This window comes from Aquibaculum arenosum (genome assembly GCF_029222965.1).
Classification (GTDB): Bacteria; Pseudomonadota; Alphaproteobacteria; order Kiloniellales; family DSM-21159; genus Aquibaculum; species Aquibaculum arenosum.
Genome location: NZ_JARHUD010000006.1, coordinates 278,495 through 293,299, shown reverse-complemented (window position 1 = coordinate 293,299; position 14,805 = coordinate 278,495). Strand labels below are relative to the sequence as shown.

General features: G+C 66.1%; 10 protein-coding genes. 7 read left to right on the top strand and 3 right to left on the bottom strand.

Translation table 11 applies throughout. From position 1 onward, the window contains the following. The first annotated feature begins 82 nt into the window (after positions 1 to 82). The 7 genes from P2G67_RS11730 to P2G67_RS11700 all read left to right on the top strand — a co-directional run bounded on the left by P2G67_RS11730 (position 83) and on the right by P2G67_RS11700 (position 8,693). Positions 83 to 3,235, top strand: coding sequence for an error-prone DNA polymerase (locus tag P2G67_RS11730; RefSeq protein ID WP_275823293.1), 3,153 nt, complete (start codon positions 83 to 85; stop codon positions 3,233 to 3,235). Positions 3,236 to 3,395: 160 nt separating this feature from the next. Beyond that, positions 3,396 to 3,689 carry a type II toxin-antitoxin system RelB family antitoxin gene (relB, locus tag P2G67_RS11725; RefSeq protein WP_275823291.1) on the top strand — a complete coding sequence of 98 codons (294 nt, stop codon included), beginning with the start codon at positions 3,396 to 3,398 and terminating at the stop codon, positions 3,687 to 3,689. Then, positions 3,682 to 3,957, top strand: a complete 276-nt coding sequence (locus P2G67_RS11720; protein WP_275823289.1) for a type II toxin-antitoxin system RelE/ParE family toxin — start codon at positions 3,682 to 3,684, stop codon at positions 3,955 to 3,957. Before relB ends, P2G67_RS11720 begins: the two co-directional genes overlap by 8 nt. Before the next feature lie 203 nt (positions 3,958 to 4,160). Further along, positions 4,161 to 5,051, top strand: a complete 891-nt coding sequence (locus P2G67_RS11715; RefSeq protein ID WP_275823287.1) for a DMT family transporter — start codon at positions 4,161 to 4,163, stop codon at positions 5,049 to 5,051. 136 nt (positions 5,052 to 5,187) lie between these two features. Then, a complete protein-coding gene (locus tag P2G67_RS11710; protein ID WP_275823285.1) occupies positions 5,188 to 5,526 on the top strand; it encodes a helix-turn-helix domain-containing protein in 339 nt (112 codons plus the stop codon). Then, the gene (locus tag P2G67_RS11705; protein ID WP_275823283.1) at positions 5,519 to 6,757 is read left to right on the top strand and encodes a type II toxin-antitoxin system HipA family toxin; all 1,239 of its coding nucleotides are present in this window, start codon (positions 5,519 to 5,521) and stop codon (positions 6,755 to 6,757) included. Before P2G67_RS11710 ends, P2G67_RS11705 begins: the two co-directional genes overlap by 8 nt. 88 nt (positions 6,758 to 6,845) lie before the next feature. Beyond that, positions 6,846 to 8,693: a TRAP transporter permease gene (locus tag P2G67_RS11700; protein ID WP_275823281.1), complete on the top strand. Its 1,848-nt coding sequence runs from the start codon at positions 6,846 to 6,848 to the stop codon at positions 8,691 to 8,693. Here P2G67_RS11700 and P2G67_RS11695 read toward each other — a convergent pair. The 3 genes from P2G67_RS11695 to P2G67_RS11685 are packed head-to-tail and all read right to left on the bottom strand — an operon-like array spanning position 8,652 to position 14,561. After that, positions 8,652 to 9,713, bottom strand: coding sequence for a DUF4434 domain-containing protein (locus P2G67_RS11695; RefSeq protein ID WP_275823279.1), 1,062 nt, complete (start codon positions 9,711 to 9,713; stop codon positions 8,652 to 8,654). The genes P2G67_RS11700 and P2G67_RS11695 overlap by 42 nt on opposite strands. 4 nt (positions 9,714 to 9,717) lie before the next feature. Next, positions 9,718 to 13,077 (bottom strand): hypothetical protein, encoded by a 3,360-nt coding sequence (locus tag P2G67_RS11690; protein ID WP_275823278.1) that lies wholly within the window; start codon positions 13,075 to 13,077, stop codon positions 9,718 to 9,720. Next, entirely contained in the window at positions 13,074 to 14,561 is a 1,488-nt protein-coding gene (locus tag P2G67_RS11685) for a glycosyltransferase (RefSeq protein ID WP_275823276.1), read from the bottom strand. Before P2G67_RS11685 ends, P2G67_RS11690 begins: the two co-directional genes overlap by 4 nt. Between the last annotated feature and the right edge of the window lie 244 nt (positions 14,562 to 14,805).

Here is a 14,805-nt window from a genome sequence, read left to right as displayed (position 1 = left end):
ATGTCTCAGCGTTAGCCCCGCTTCGCCACAAGTTCTTGATTTGTTCTAGATCATGCCTATCCTCCGCTGAGGAGGTGCGGGCATGGATGCGGCCTATGCCGAGCTGGCGGCGACGAGCAACTTTTCCTTTCTGCGCGGGGCTTCCCATCCGGACGAACTGGTCACCACGGCCAAGGCCTTGGGGATGGCGGCTCTGGGCATTGCCGACCGCAACTCCGTGGCCGGGGTGGTGCGCGCGCACAGGGCGGCCAAGACGGTGGGGTTGCGCCTGTTGGTGGGGGGGCGGTTGGTGCCGCGCGATGGGCCTGAAATCCTCTGCTACCCGCGCGATCGCGATGCCTGGGGCCGCCTCTGCCGGCTGCTGACTCTGGGTAAGCGCCGCGCGGCCAAAGGCGAGTGCGACTTCACCCTCGAGGAGTTGTTGGCCCATGCCGAGGGGCAGGAGCTGATCCTGCTGCCGCCGGATGCGGTGGAGCCTGCCGCCGATTATCTCGCCGCGCTTGCCTCCCTGGCCGCGGCCGCACCGGGGCGCCTGCATCTGGGCGCGCGCTGGCATCACCGCGGCGACGATGCCAGGCGATTGCGTGCGTTGCAGCGGCTCGCGCAGGAGAGCGGGGTGCCGCTGGTGGCCCTGGGCGATGTCCTGATGCACCACCCGGCCCGCAAGCCCCTGGCGGATGTGCTGCTCTGCATTCGCGAGGGCTGCACCCTGGAGGAGGCCGGCTGGCGGCTGGAGGCCAATGCCGAGCGGCATCTGAAGCCGCCGGCCGATATGGCTCGCCTTTTCCGAAGCTGCCCCGAGGCCCTGGCGCGCAGCCTGGAGATCGCCGAGCGCTGCCGCTTCTCTCTGGACGAGCTGCGCTATGAGTACCCGCAGGAGGTGGCGGCGGACAGCGACCCGCAAAGCCGGCTGGAGGCCTTGGTTCGGACGGGTGCGCAGAAACGCTATCCGCGCGGCGTGCCGGCAAAGGTGGAAGAGGCGCTGCGCCACGAGCTCGGGCTGATCGCCCAGCTCGGCTACGCCCCCTATTTCCTGACGGTGCATGACGTGGTGGCCTTCGCCCGCTCCCGCGAGATTCTCTGCCAGGGCCGCGGCTCGGCGGCGAACTCGGCGGTCTGCTTCTGCCTGGGTATCACCGCCGTCGATCCCGAGACCAGCGAACTGCTCTTCGAACGCTTCGTTTCGCCCGAGCGCGGCGAGCCGCCCGACATCGACGTGGATTTCGAGCATGAGCGCCGCGAGGAGGTGATCCAGCACATCTACGAAAAGTACGGGCGCGAGCGCGCAGGCCTCACTGCCATTGTGGTCTGCTACCGCGCCCGCGGCGCCCTGCGCGACGTGGGCAAGGTCATGGGCCTGGCGCAGGATGTCATCTCCGCCCTGGCCGGATCGCTCTGGGGCTGGGGGCGTGAGGCGGTGAAGGAGGAGAGTGTGCGTGCCCTGGGCCTCGACCCGCGGGAGCGGCGGCTGGCCCTGACCCTGAAGCTGGCGGAAGAGCTGATGGGCTTTCCCCGCCACCTCTCGCAGCACGTAGGCGGCTTCGTCATGACCCGCGATCGCCTGGACGAACTGGTGCCGATCGAGAACGCCGCCATGGCCGATCGCACGGTGATCGAGTGGGACAAGGACGACATCGATGCGCTCGGCATCCTCAAGGTCGATGTGCTGGCGCTGGGCATGCTCACCTGCCTGCGCAAGGGCTTCGAGCTGATCCGCCGCCATTACGGCCGCAGCTATGGCCTGGCCGAGGTGCCGCAGGAGGATCCGAAGGTTTACGAGATGCTCTCGCGCGCCGATTCCCTCGGCGTCTTCCAGGTGGAAAGCCGGGCGCAGATGTCGATGCTGCCTCGCTTGCAGCCCCGCACCTTCTATGACCTGGTGATCGAGGTGGCCATCGTGCGCCCGGGGCCGATCCAGGGCGACATGGTGCATCCCTATCTGCGCCGACGCCGGGGGCAGGAGGCGGTGGACTATCCCTCCGACGAACTGCGCCGGGTGCTGGAGCGCACATTGGGGGTGCCGCTGTTCCAGGAGCAGGCGATGCAGATCGCCATCGTCGCCGCCGGCTTCACAGCCACCGAAGCCGACCAGCTGCGCCGGGCCATGGCCGCCTTCCGCCGCAACGGCGAGATCGAGAAGTTCCGCGAGCGCTTCGTCGCCGGCATGGTCGCCCGCGGCTATGAGCAGGGCTTTGCCGAGCGCTGTTTCAGGCAGATCGAGGGCTTCAGCACCTACGGCTTTCCCGAAAGTCACGCCGCCTCCTTCGCGCTCTTGGTCTATGTCTCGGCCTGGATGAAGCACCATTATCCCGAGGTCTTCGCCTGCGCCCTGCTCAATTCCCAGCCCATGGGCTTCTACGCGCCGGCACAGATCGTGCGCGATGCCCGCGAGCACGGGGTCGAGGTTCTGCCGGTGGACGTCAACCGCTCGGAGTGGGACTGCACCCTGGAGCCGGGCGGCGCGCGGCCGGCGCTGCGTCTCGGACTGCGCCAGGTGAAGGGGCTGGGCGAGGCGGCGGGGCGCCAACTGGTGAACTCTCGCGGCAATGGCTATCCCGACCCCCTGACCCTCTGGCGACGCGCCGGGCTGCAGGGTACGGCGCTGGAAGCTCTGGCCCGTGGCGATGCCTTCCGCTCCCAGGGGCTGGATCGTCGCGCGGCGCTCTGGGCGGTGAAGGGCCTGCCGGAAGCAAAGCCCCTGCCGCTCTTCGCCGCTGCGGGGGAGGAGGAAAGCGGCCGGGAGCCGGAGGTCGCCCTGCCGGGCCTGAGCGACAGTGCGCAGGTGATGGAGGACTATGCCGCCCTGCGCCTCTCGCTGAAGGCGCACCCGCTCAGCTTCCTGCGCGAAGGGCTGCAGCGCCAGGGCTTCAGCTCTTGCGCCGCCCTGGGGCAGGCCGCCAACGGAGAGACCCTGGCCGTGGCCGGACTGGTGCTGGTGCGCCAGCGGCCCGGCTCCTCCAACGGCGTGATCTTCGCCACCCTGGAGGATGAAAGCGGCATCGCCAACCTGGTGGTCTGGCCCGACCTCTTCGCCCGCCAGCGCCGAGAGCTGCTGGCCGCCTCGCTGCTTGGGGTGTGGGGCCGGGTGCAGCGCGAAGGCGAGGTCATCCACCTGATCAGCCAGCGCTTCACCGACCTGACCGCCTGGCTCGACATGCTGCGCGAAGACGGCGGCCCCCCACCCCCGCCCAGCGATCGCAAAGCTCGCCTCTTCCCCAGCCGGGACTTTCATTGAGGGAGGCTTGCGGCGCCTTTCAACTCCCCGGGTAACGTGGAAGTGCAATCGATCTGGCAGTCGTGCGTGCTATGTGGGCTGGGACCAGTAATCCAACGAGGCGGCTTGAATGCATCTCAATTGAGATACATACTGATCTGGAGAATTAGGAGGACACACCATGCCCGGGCAAACCTCGATGCTCCATGTCCGCGTGAACGACCAGCTCAAAGCAAAAGCAGCCGACGCACTGTCCGGCGTTGGTCTGACGCTCTCGGATGCCGTGCGCATCCTGCTGACCCGCGTGGCTGCTGAGGGTGGGCTGCCTGCCGGGCTGACCACGGACCCGGATGCTTACGATGCTTGGTTCCGCGCCAAGGTTCAGGAAGCCTTGGCCGATCCCCACCCGACCACGCCGCACGACCAGGTGATGCAGGAGGCACGCGCCCTGATCGACGAAAAGCGCCGTGCCTGAACTTGAATGGAAGGCCCCGGCGGTCGCGGACCTCATGGCGATTGTCGATTACATCTCAGACGATAACCCAGACGCGGCCCTTGCCCTGATGGAGGAAATTCAAGGCAAGGTGGCGCAGCTTCCGGCGCATCCTAAACGCTGCCGCCCTGGCAGAGTAGAGGGGACACGGGAACTGGTGGTCCGGCCCAACTACATCGTTGTCTACGCCGAAACAGCAGCGACAGTGACGGTGCTGCGCGTGCTTCACGCTGCGCAAATGTGGCCATGAAAGACATTCGCGCCCCAGGCTATTCCTGCGGCGCTTTTGCTGGAAGAGAAGACGCACCAAGCCTATGAAACTGTAGCGCAGGAATGCATCCGTCTCGCTATGGCAGGTTCCACGGCGGCACGGCGGTCTGAAACCAATGGCAAAGTCAGTGTAGGCATCAGGTCGATGTTTCGAACCGTTCTGTGGTCAGTGCGCTTGCGGTCATGAGTGCAGCCCAAACTGAGTCCCTGGAGGCCTTCTCGGCAAAGGACTGGGGGTTGCTCGTGGCCGTGGCCCTGATGTGGGGCGGGTCCTTCGTGTTGATGGATCTGGGGCTGCAGGGCCTGCATCCGGCGACCATCACCTGGCTGCGCCTGCTCTTTGGGGTGGCCACGCTCGCCTGCATGCCGGCCGCTAGGCGCCCGCTGCCCAGGGCCGAGTGGCCCATGGTCGCGCTGCTGGGCACGGTGTGGATGGCGGTGCCCTTTCTGCTTTTCCCCGTGGCGCAGCAGTGGATCGCCTCCTCCCTGGCCGGCATGATCAACGGAGCGGCACCGCTTTTCACCGCGGCTGTGGCGGCGCTCTGCTATCGCCGGGCGCCGCGCCGCTGGCAGTTGGCAGGGTTGCTGATCGGATTTGCCGGCGTGCTGACGATCTACTGGCCGACGCTGGACGAGATGCAGGCCACGGCGCTTGGTGCTGGCCTGATCCTCCTGGCGACGCTGTTCTATGGTATCGCCTTCAACCTTGCGGGGCCGCTGCAGAAGCGCAATGGTGCCCTGCCGGTGATCTGGCGCGCCCTGCTGGTCGCCCTGGCGCTTTCCACCCCCTACGGCCTCTACGGCCTGCAGTTCGCCGACGGAAACGCGCTCTGGTTCACCTTGCCGGCCATGGCGGGCCTCGGGGTCTTCGCCACGGGGCTTGCCTTCGTCGCCTTCGTGACCCTCATCGGCCGGGTCGGCGCCCCGCGTGGCTCGGTGACCGTCTATTTCATCCCCGTCGTCGCCATCCTGCTCGGCGTCGCGCTGCTCGGCGAGACGGTGGAGCCAATTGCGATTGCCGGCACAGCCCTGGTCCTGTTGGGCGCCTACCTCACCAGCAGGCGCCAGGGGTAGTGCGGGGCTACCCACAATCGCGCCATGCCGATGTTTTAAAACAGTTTGCCATAGAAAATTATATGTTTTGATGCATTGTTCTTGCTCCTGACGGCAAGAATTGGATATGCTTTCATATATTGAGAAGTGAAAGCATATGTCTGAATCGATCAGAACGACACTCACTGAGGAGATTGCCGGCACGCTGAAAGCGGCGCGTCGGCGGAAGAGACTCAGTCAGCGTGCGCTGGGAGAGCTGGTCGGCTTGCCTCAAAGCCACATCTCCCGGATCGAGAGTGGCGGGGTCAATCTGCAGCTTGCCAGCCTGATCGAACTCGCGCGGGTGTTGGAGCTCGAGCTGAAGCTCATACCGCGCAAGGCGCTGCCGGCCGTGGACAGTGCGGTGCGCATGAGCATGCAGGCGGCCAGGGATGCAGACGGCCTGGCAGGGGTGCGGCCGGCCTATGTCCTCGACGAGGAGGGTGAGGATGCCTGATGTCTCGATCCTGGAGGTGCAGCTTCATGGTAGCGCGATCGGCTCGCTGACGCATGTCGGTGGGGACCGCACGCTCTTCGCGTTCAACGATGCCTATATCCATGACGCACGGCGGCCCGTGCTGAGCCTATCGTTCAAGGATGCCTTCGGCGGCCTCATCACCGACCTGCCGGTCACGCAGCGGCGTGTCGGCCCCTTCTTCGCCAATCTGCTGCCGGAAGGCCCTCTTCGCGAATACCTCGCCGAACGTGCCGGGGTGAATCGGGAGCGCGAATTCTTCCTGCTCCGAGCCTTGGGGCAAGACCTTCCCGGCGCCGTCGCGATTGAACCCGTTGAGGGACTGGTTGGGCTATCGAAGCCGGGGGAGCTGGGCGAAGAGGGCAGCAGTTACGAGAGAGCCGGCGCGCTGCGCTTCTCGCTCGCCGGCGTACAGCTCAAGTTCTCGGCGGTCAGAAACCGTGGCCGGTATGGTGGTCTGACCATACCCGCCCATGGGGTGGGGGGCGAATGGATCGTCAAGCTGCCCTCGACCCGCTTCGAGGGGCTACCCGAGAACGAGTTCGCCATGATGGAACTGGCTCGCGCCATCGGCATCGATGTGCCCGACACGCAGCTTGTCGACCTCGACACCATAGAGGGCCTGCCCGATGCCATCGGATCGGTGAGAGGCCTGGCCTTCGCCATTCGGCGGTTCGACCGCAGTCCCGAAGGTCCGGTCCATGTGGAGGATTTTGCCCAGGTCTTCGGCGTCTATCCGGAAGCGAAGTACCAAAAGGCCACCTTACGCAACATCGCCTACGTCCTCAGCGTCGAAAGCGACGACCAAAGCATCGCTGAGTTCGTGCGACGGATCGTTTTCAACGTGCTGATCGGCAATGCCGACATGCATCTCAAGAACTGGTCGCTGATCTATCGGGACCGGCGCAAGCCGGCGCTGGCACCTGCCTATGATCTCGTCTCGACCATCGCCTATCTCGACGACGACAGCTTCGCGCAAAAGTTCGCGCGGTCCCGGCGCTTTGTGGATTTCACTTACCGGGAACTTGGCCTCCTGGCCGACAAAGCCGGACTGCCGAGGCGACCACTCGCCGCCGTCGCGCGGGAGACGGTGGAGCGCTTTCTGCAGGAATGGCATGCACGCAAACGCCATTTGTCCCTTCCTGCATCAGCGGTGAGCACCATTGACAGGCACATCGCTGGCCTGCCGATCGTGAGAGAGACAGGGGCGTGACGGAGGTTGAGCACCGGACCGACCCCGCGGCGCTTCGCGCGTGGACAAAGCCTGTGCATTCCACTAGCCCTTGCCGCCGATCATTGACGTGAAGCGGAGTAGCGGGGCGGTGCAGCAGGAGCAGCAGGCAGCGGCCGAAGAGAGCTATAGCTATGCCGACCGGCCGTGGGTGCAGCGCCTGGCCCTGGTCGCGGCTGTGGTCACCGTGGGCTTTCACCTCTGGGTCGCCTTTTCCGGCCTGATCCCCAATCTCATCACCCGGCCGGCGCATCTGGCTTTGGCGATTCTCTGGGTCTTCTTTTTAGGGATTGCCGCCTCGCGCGGGCCCTTCCAGCGTTGGTCCGGCTGGGTGTTGGGCGCGGCCGGGCTCATGGCTTGCGGCTACATCATGTTCGAGCGGGGCGGCCTGATACGCCAATACGGCGCCCTGGAAGGGGGGTTGCAGATCGCGGTGGCGCTGGTGCTGCTTGCCACGGTGCTGGAGATGGCCCGGCGCGCCATCAAGGCGGTCCTGCCCAGCGTGGCACTCATCGTGCTGCTCTACGGCTATTTCGGTGAGCACATACCCGGCACCTTCGGCCATGCCGGCATTCCCACCGACTACTATCTCGGCACGCTCACCATCACCGAGGCCGGTCTCTGGGGGTCGCTGACCGGCATTTCGGTGGAGGTCATCTCACTCTTCATCATTCTCGGTGCCTTCATTTCCGCCGGGCAGGCGGGCACCGGCTTCATGGCGCTGGCCACCCAGTTGGCCGGGCGGCTGCGCGCTGGGGCGGCCAAGGTGGCCGTGGTCTCCTCGGCGCTTTACGGGACCATCTCCGGTGTGGCGGCTGCGAACACGGCCTCCACCGGCATGGTCACCATCCCGGCGATGAAAAAGCGTGGCTATCCGGCACCGCTGGCGGCGGCAGTCGAGGCCGTGGCCTCAACCGGCGGCCAAATCATGCCGCCGATCATGGGCGCGGGCATCTTCGTGATGGCCGAACTGCTGCGCACGCCCTACACCGAGATCATGGTGGCGGCGAGCTTGCCGGCAGTGCTCTTCTTCGTCGCAGCCTGGATGGCGGTGCATACTTACGCCCTGCGCTACGACCTGCGCAGCCTGACTCGCGAGGAACTGCCGGGCTGGGCCTTGGTGGTCCGCACTGTGCCCTTCTTTCTGGTGCCCTTTGGCATCCTGATCGGCGCACTGGCCTTCACCGGCTACACCCTATCCTACGCCGCGGTCTTCGCCACCGCTGCCACCTGGCTTCTGCTCTTCGTGCAGGAAGGGGGCGAGATATCCTTGTCCCGCTGGTGGGCGCGTACCGAGAAGGCGCTCATCTCCGGCTCGCAGCAGGTGGCGACCATCGCTGCAGTCATCATCTGCGCTGGGATCATCGTCGGCGTCTTCAACATGACCGGCTTGGGGGTGAAGCTCACCTCCATGATCCTTTCGGTGGCGGGCGGGGAGCTCTGGGCGGTGCTGCTGCTGACGGCTGCGGCCAGTCTGGTGCTGGGCATGGAGCTGCCGACCACCGCGGCCTACATCATCTGCGTCGCAGTGGCCGGGCCGGCGCTGGTGGAGGTCGGGCTGCCGGAGCTTTATGCGCATCTCTTCGTCTTCTGGTACGCGCTGCTCTGCACCATCACTCCGCCGGTTTGCGGTAATGTTTTCATCGCAGCGGGCATCGCACGCTGTCCCTGGCTGCCGGTGGCCGGCAAGGCCATGCAGCTTGGCATCGGCCTGTTCCTCGTGCCGCTCGGCTTTGTCTTCAATCCCTCGCTCCTGCAGTTGGGTGTAACGCCGCTGCTGGCTCTGGCTGCGGCAGTGAAGGTGGGCCTGGGGCTGACTTTGCTGGCCTATGCGGTGGTGGGGGAGCCGGGTAAGCCGTTGCGCCGGCTGGTGGCGTTACCGGCCGGGTTGGTCCTGATTCTCATGCTGGGCTTTTGAACGCGCCGGGCAGTTGGCTGTGAGTTCGGCCAATGCCGCGGCCAGGCGGGCTGCCCGCGGGCCCTCTTCGCTGTCGGCATAGTGGGGCAGGGCGAAGCTCACTGTCGGCGCTCGGGTCACGGCAGCCAGGGCGAGTTGCTGCATGACCCGTTCGGGGTCGGCGGGTCCGAAGGCTTCGTCTTGCCCTCCGGCTCCGAAGAGTTCCACCACCACGCTCAGTCCATGCCCCGCCTGTTGCAGGCCTTCGGCCAGCGGCGGCAGGTAGTGGGGCAGTTCGGTCATCTCCAGATGGCCGGCGCCGATGCCGTCCTGGAAGTAGAGGCGGTCAATGCCGGTCGCTGTCAGCAGATCGGTCCAGAAGGCGGCCCATTCCTGCGGCGGCATCCAGCCCGTGGAAAAGCCTGAAATCGCAATGTCGACGCCGGGCGCGACTGAATGGAGCAGGTCCGCCACATCGGCCAGATAGTCGTTCAGCACCGCGCGCCTTGCCGGTGAGGTCCAGTTGCGGTCATCGATCTCGTCAGCGATGTACCAGCCGGCGAAGGCCAGGTGATTGGCGAAGGGCCCCAAGGCCGCCACCAAGGCTTCCTGATCGCGCAGTCTCCGCGCCAGGTAGGTTTCCAGTTCCGAGGGCGGCGCGGTTACGGTGGTGTGGCCATCTGCTGATCGTCCCTCGTCATGGTTGCGCGGATCCCAGAGGCCGGGGTCGTAGCGAAGGCCGAGACGGATGCGGACACCCGCTTGCGCGCCAGCCTCCAGCAGGGCCTGCACGGCACCCCGCTCGATCAAGGCAAAGCGCTCGTCTCCGGGGCTGCCATGGGCGCTCCACTGCAGCACGATTTCCTGCGCCCCCAGCGCCTTCCAGCGCTGCAGCGCCTGTGCGGAGGTGTGCTCCCAGGGTGGGCCCTGGTCCAGGTAGAGCTGCAGAAAGCTGCCTTGTGGAGGTGCCGGGCAGCCGGCCTTCGCCGGTAGAGCTGCCGCGAGCAGAAGGAGGAAGAGGAGAGGGAGCAGCCCGTGCATCGATTCAGTACCTCATCCCGAGACCCAGCGTGCCGCGGGTCGCGCCCTTGCCGAGGCTGTCCTTCTCGTGCCCGATGCGCAGCGTGAGGGTCGCTTCACCAAGATAGCCGTCGTAGAGGTCGGGAAGGATCCGCCAACTGCCGGAGACTCCCAGACCGGCCTCGACCCGGTAGAGCGCGCCGTTGCGATTTTCTTCTCGGGCGCCGGCGGCATAGGCGAAGGGCATGTAGGCAAAGTCCTCGCCCCACTGCCCGCGCAGCCCGAAGCGGGCTTCCGCAAAGGCATTGGTTTCCTGCGCTCCTTTGACGTAGCGGTCCATCGCGCCGAAGAAACTGGAGAAAAGCCGATGGCCCCTATCCGCGGCTCGCCAGTCCAGGCCGTGCGCCCAACGGTAGGTTCCAAAGACGCGCCAGTCGTCGCGTCCTTCCGGCCCCAGAGCCTGCAGTCGCTCGAAGCCGACCCAGAAGTCGCGGGTTGGCGAGGGCTTGGCGCGCAGGCCGAAGGCTGCTTGAGCGTAACGCGGGCGTGGCGCGGGGCTGCCGCTGTCGCGGTCCCAGTTGACACGGGCCGTCAGTTCGAAGCGACCAAGCTGTGGATTGATGAGCGGTTGATAGCCCACCTCGACCAATCCCTGTCCCACCTGGCTGGCCGAGGAAACGAGGCTGGTCCGATCGCAATTCGAGCCTCCACCAAGACAGAAGCTTTCCTCCCAGCGCAGGCGCCAGCGGCGGGTGAGGGCGGCGTGGCGGGCTTGGAGCTCGGCCACCTTCCTGCGTCGATGGGGCATGATGGCATGAGGGTGGCTTGGCGCCGCTTCCAAGGCGGCTCGCAAGTGAGGCACGGCGTCGTGCGGCCGGTCGCTATCGGCGAGCAACTGAGCGAGATCCTCGCGATACTCCGGCACATCCGGCGCATGGCTTGCCGCCAGGCGCATGAGCGCTCCGGCGCGCTCGCCTTCGCCGGCGGCGCGGTCGAGATGGGCGAGCCGCGCGAGCAACGCCGGGCGCTCCGTGCCGTCCAACGCTATGGCCTGCGCCAGGTGGTGGCGCGCCTCCTCCCGACCGGCGGCGGTGTCGGTGGCGAGCAGGGCGTCGGCCAGCAGCTCATGGCGCGCGCCGGTGGGTGCGAGGGTAAGGGCGGCGCGACGTGCCCGAACCTGCAGTTCCAGCGCGTGCGTGCCGCTTGCCGCTTCGGCCAGAAGGTCGAAGTAGCGGGCACGCTGCCGCGGCTCCAGCTCGTCCGGATCGACGAACAGGAGGCTGGCGCGCGCCCGCTGGAACTGCTGCAGTTTCAGCTGCGCCGCAGCAAGACGCAGCAGGCGTCCGGGACTCGCTTCGATCTCCGCGGCCTCTGTCAGCGCCGCAAGCGCTGCCTCGAAGGCACCGGACTGCATGAGAACGTCGGCCAGAGCCTCCAGCGCCGTGAGACGTTGCCGCTGCGATAGGCCTTCTTCGAGCGCCTGGCGCAGCAGATGCGCCGCCATGCCGCGCCGACCGCGCTGCAGCAGTGCATAGGCCAGGGCCAACCTGGCCTGTGAGCCCGCACCCGCATCCACTGCGGCACGAAAGCGACGCTCCGCGCGTGCTTCCCGGCCCAGACCAAGCTCGAGGTGACCCAGCTCGAGAAGCCAGTCCGCTTCGGCGCGACGCTCCACCGCCTGCGCGAGGCGTTTTGCGGCTGTCTCGTGATCACCTCGGGCGCGTGCCAGTGAGGCCGCCCGATAGAGCAGTTCCGCCTCCTGCGGCAGGCGCCGGGCCAGCGCCAGAAGACAGCCTTCCTCCTCGGTGGCGCCCAGGCGGCCGAGCGCATCGCAGTAGCTGCGTGCTTGATCTATGTCCTGGGGCAGGCCGTCAGCCGCCTTGGGCTGTCTTTGCAGCAAAGTCACGAGCTGCTGCCACGCCCCGGCTTGCTGGGCGGCGTAGATCGCGACCCGGGCGGCGCGTGGCGAAAGCTGTCCTGCGGCGTCTTCGGCGCCGGACAGCAAGAGCTGGAGGCCAAGGTCGCCTTGCCCGGCGGTGAGGTAGACTTCCGCCGCCCGGCGTCCTTCTTCAGCGGCCTTGTGCGGGGTGCTGGCAGCAGCGCTCAATCCGGTCAGGAGGCGCGCTGCCTCTAGCGGCCGGTCTTCCTCCATCAGTGTCAGGACCAGTGAGGCCAGCATCTCCGCGCCCTGGGAGGCGGCGAAGGCGCTGCGCAGCATTTCGTCCAGTTGATCGCTTCGACCGCTGCGCCGCAGTGCCGCGACAGCCAGGCGCAGGCACCGCTGCTGCTCCGTCTCCGGTTGGTTACCGCACGGCTGTCCTCCGGTACCGGCCAGGACCAGCCAGGCACGCTCGCCGTTGCCGGCCGGGTCTCCGTTTCGGTCGAGCAAGCGCTGGGCCAGTTCCAACCGCAGCAGCGGATCCTCGCCCAGTGCCAGAGCCTCGGCCGCGGACGTCATCGCAAGCTCTTGCACGCCGACACGTTCGGCAAGGCGTGACAGCAGGCGCCGGCGCCGCGGCTCATAGGCATCCGGCAAGGCCCGGCCGAGAATCTGGCGCAACGCCTCCTCGCTGTGGCCGGCGAGATCGAGACTGTTGGCGAGAGCCAGCCTCACTCCGGATTCGGCGCCCAACTCTAATGCCTTGCGGAAATGCGCCACTGCAGTCTCGTGGTGGCCCAGGGCATGCGCGGCATGGCCCAACGCACGCTCCCTGTCCCGGGAGGGGGGCAAGACGTCTTGCAGTCTGTGACCCAGCCGCTGCGCCGCTTCGGGTTGGCCCAGGTCGACCAGGATCTGCAACTGTGCCGTCGCTGCGCGCGCGAAATCCGCCAGCGCCAGCGGCTGCTCCAGGGCGCGGGTAAAGTCCGTGTAGGCCTGAAGCTGTTCTCCCAGGCGATAGCGCGCCTCGGCACGGCGCAGGTAGGCCGGGCCGAAACTGGGCAACAAGCGCAGCAGCCTGTCGGCTGCCAGGATGACTGACTGATCGTCACCTTGCGCTGTGTGTAGCTCCAGCAGCCGCCAGCCGATCAGCAGATCCCCGGCGTGGCGCTGGACATGAGTGGCGAAGATCCGGCGCGCGGTGTCGAGGTCGTCGTGCTTCAGCGCCAGTTCGACATCGCGCAGCACCGGATGCTGCCGCACCCTCTGTCGCAAGCCTGTAAACCAGCCCCGGCCGGATGCACGACGAAGCTGCGCTTCATAGTCGAGCTCGCCCGTGTGGCTCCGCACCAAAACGCCGTGGGCTGTGAGGTGCAGGAGGTTGGCGCCCTCTGCTTCGCTGTTGCTTGCTTCGGGTACGATGAACAACTGAGCCACCAGCAGGCAGGGCAGCAGGTTCCGCAGGCCACAGCGTGAGCCCGGGACCACCGTGTCGCTGCCGCTCACACAGCATCTCCAAGTGCTATCGGTGGCGCGTGCTTCGAAGGAAGCCGCTTTGCGTGGTGCGAAAGGCTGCGCGGAAAGTGGTGCCGGGTTTTGTCCCAGCCCAGCGGCTCACCGGTCATCTTGTGCTTGAAGTACTGACGGGCGGCGCGCACCAAGGCCAGGTAGTTGATCGCCGTGCCCACGATATAGCGCAGCAGCACCGGCAATGCCTGGCGCCAGCCGTGGAGCGCCGCAACCCAGAGATGCCGGATGGCCAAGCGGTAGAACAAGAAACCCATATTGGCGTAGGCAAGCAGCCACAGCGGATCCTCAGGCGGTAATAGGGGCGGCAGGGCATAGGCCGGGGCCTTCTGCGCCACAATGCTGGCCAAACCTGTGTAGAGCAGGCCCGCGATGCTGCAGCAGGCGGCGGGGCCGCACAGCAAGATCTTGCGGTCGCGGTAGAAAAAGTAGCGCTGTGCGATGCTCCCGCGCCAGCCAATGTACTCCCAGCCCTGGAAGACATTGCCCAGGATCCAGCGCGTCTTCTGCCGTAGGGAAGCGCGGCAGCTGCGGGGAAAGATCTCGCACGTGCCCAGCAAATCCCGGCGGGTGTTGCGGCCTGGTCCCGGTCCGGCCAGCCGCCGCAGGAAGATCTGGCGTGTCCCTTCGTTGGCCAGCCGGTGGGAGAGTTCGTAGTCCTCCGTCACCATGCCGATGCGGAAGGCATCTCCCTGGTTGTTGCGGGCCACGTTCAGCAGTGCCTCCCGAGCGTAGGCCGTGGCAACGCCGGCGCCTGGAACGATTCCGCTCAGCAGCCCGCGCAGCGGTGCTTCCTGAGCGTGCTTCTCCGCGAACTCATCCAGATAGTGTCCGCCCACAAGGTGGCGCAGACGTTCCACCAGCGGAAAGACCGGGAGCTGTATCAGGTCATAGTCGTGCAGCAGGCTGTCGAAGTGCGTCAGCGCATGCTCATGGGAAACGTCTTCGGCATCTTGCAGCACGAAACCGGCAAAGTGCAGACCGTGGCGCGCTTCCCAAGTCAGGATTTCGGCCAATATGGCGTTCAGGCAATGGGCCTTGGACGTGGGTCCCGGTTGGCCGGTGGAAACGGGAATGATGCGTGCGTCTTCTGCGGCAAGTCTTTCCAGTACGTCCCGAGTTGCCGGATCGTTCGGGTAGTAGCCTACGAAGACCCAGTAGCGCTCGTACTGCGCGGTGGACAGCAAGTGGCACAGGGATCGAGGCAACACCTCCGCTTCATCCCAAGCGGGCACCATCACGGCCAAAGGGCGCTGTGGAGCGCGGTGGGTCGGAGCGACTGCCGCCGGCGCCGCAAGTCGACCTTGCAGCCGCGCCAACAGCCACAGCCCATCCAGCAGGGCGTCTTCCAGTGAAGAGAAGAATATCACCAGTGTAGACGAACAAAAAGCGAACAAAAATAGGAAGAGCAGCAGGAACTTAATTTCATCGAAAAGCATCGCTGTCCAAGCCGGCTCGCTCACGCGCACCACCCTTTATCGTTTACGGAAATACTATTTCGACGAGATTTTTTTGTAAAGCGTGTGCCGTGAAGTCGCGCTGGTGTGAGCGCCACAGCTTGCCGAACTTCCGAGTGAACAGCTGGTCGAATAGCCCGTCATTTCAGGGGGAAGGCAACGCATTCGCGTTGGTTGAGAGTCGCCGCAAAGGCAAAGAATGTCGGCATTCCGACACTTGGGCTTTATGGGCCGCCATACAGTCTGCTAA

Coding starts and splice junctions, on each gene's coding strand:
- P2G67_RS11715 (WP_275823287.1), top strand. CDS start 4,161: ATGAGTGCAGCCCAAACTGAGTCCCTGGAGGCCTTCTCGGCAAAGGAC.
- P2G67_RS11710 (WP_275823285.1), top strand. CDS start 5,188: ATGTCTGAATCGATCAGAACGACACTCACTGAGGAGATTGCCGGCACG.
- P2G67_RS11730 (WP_275823293.1), top strand. CDS start 83: ATGGATGCGGCCTATGCCGAGCTGGCGGCGACGAGCAACTTTTCCTTT.
- P2G67_RS11705 (WP_275823283.1), top strand. CDS start 5,519: ATGCCTGATGTCTCGATCCTGGAGGTGCAGCTTCATGGTAGCGCGATC.
- P2G67_RS11695 (WP_275823279.1), bottom strand. CDS start 9,713: ATGCACGGGCTGCTCCCTCTCCTCTTCCTCCTTCTGCTCGCGGCAGCT.
- relB (WP_275823291.1), top strand. CDS start 3,396: ATGCCCGGGCAAACCTCGATGCTCCATGTCCGCGTGAACGACCAGCTC.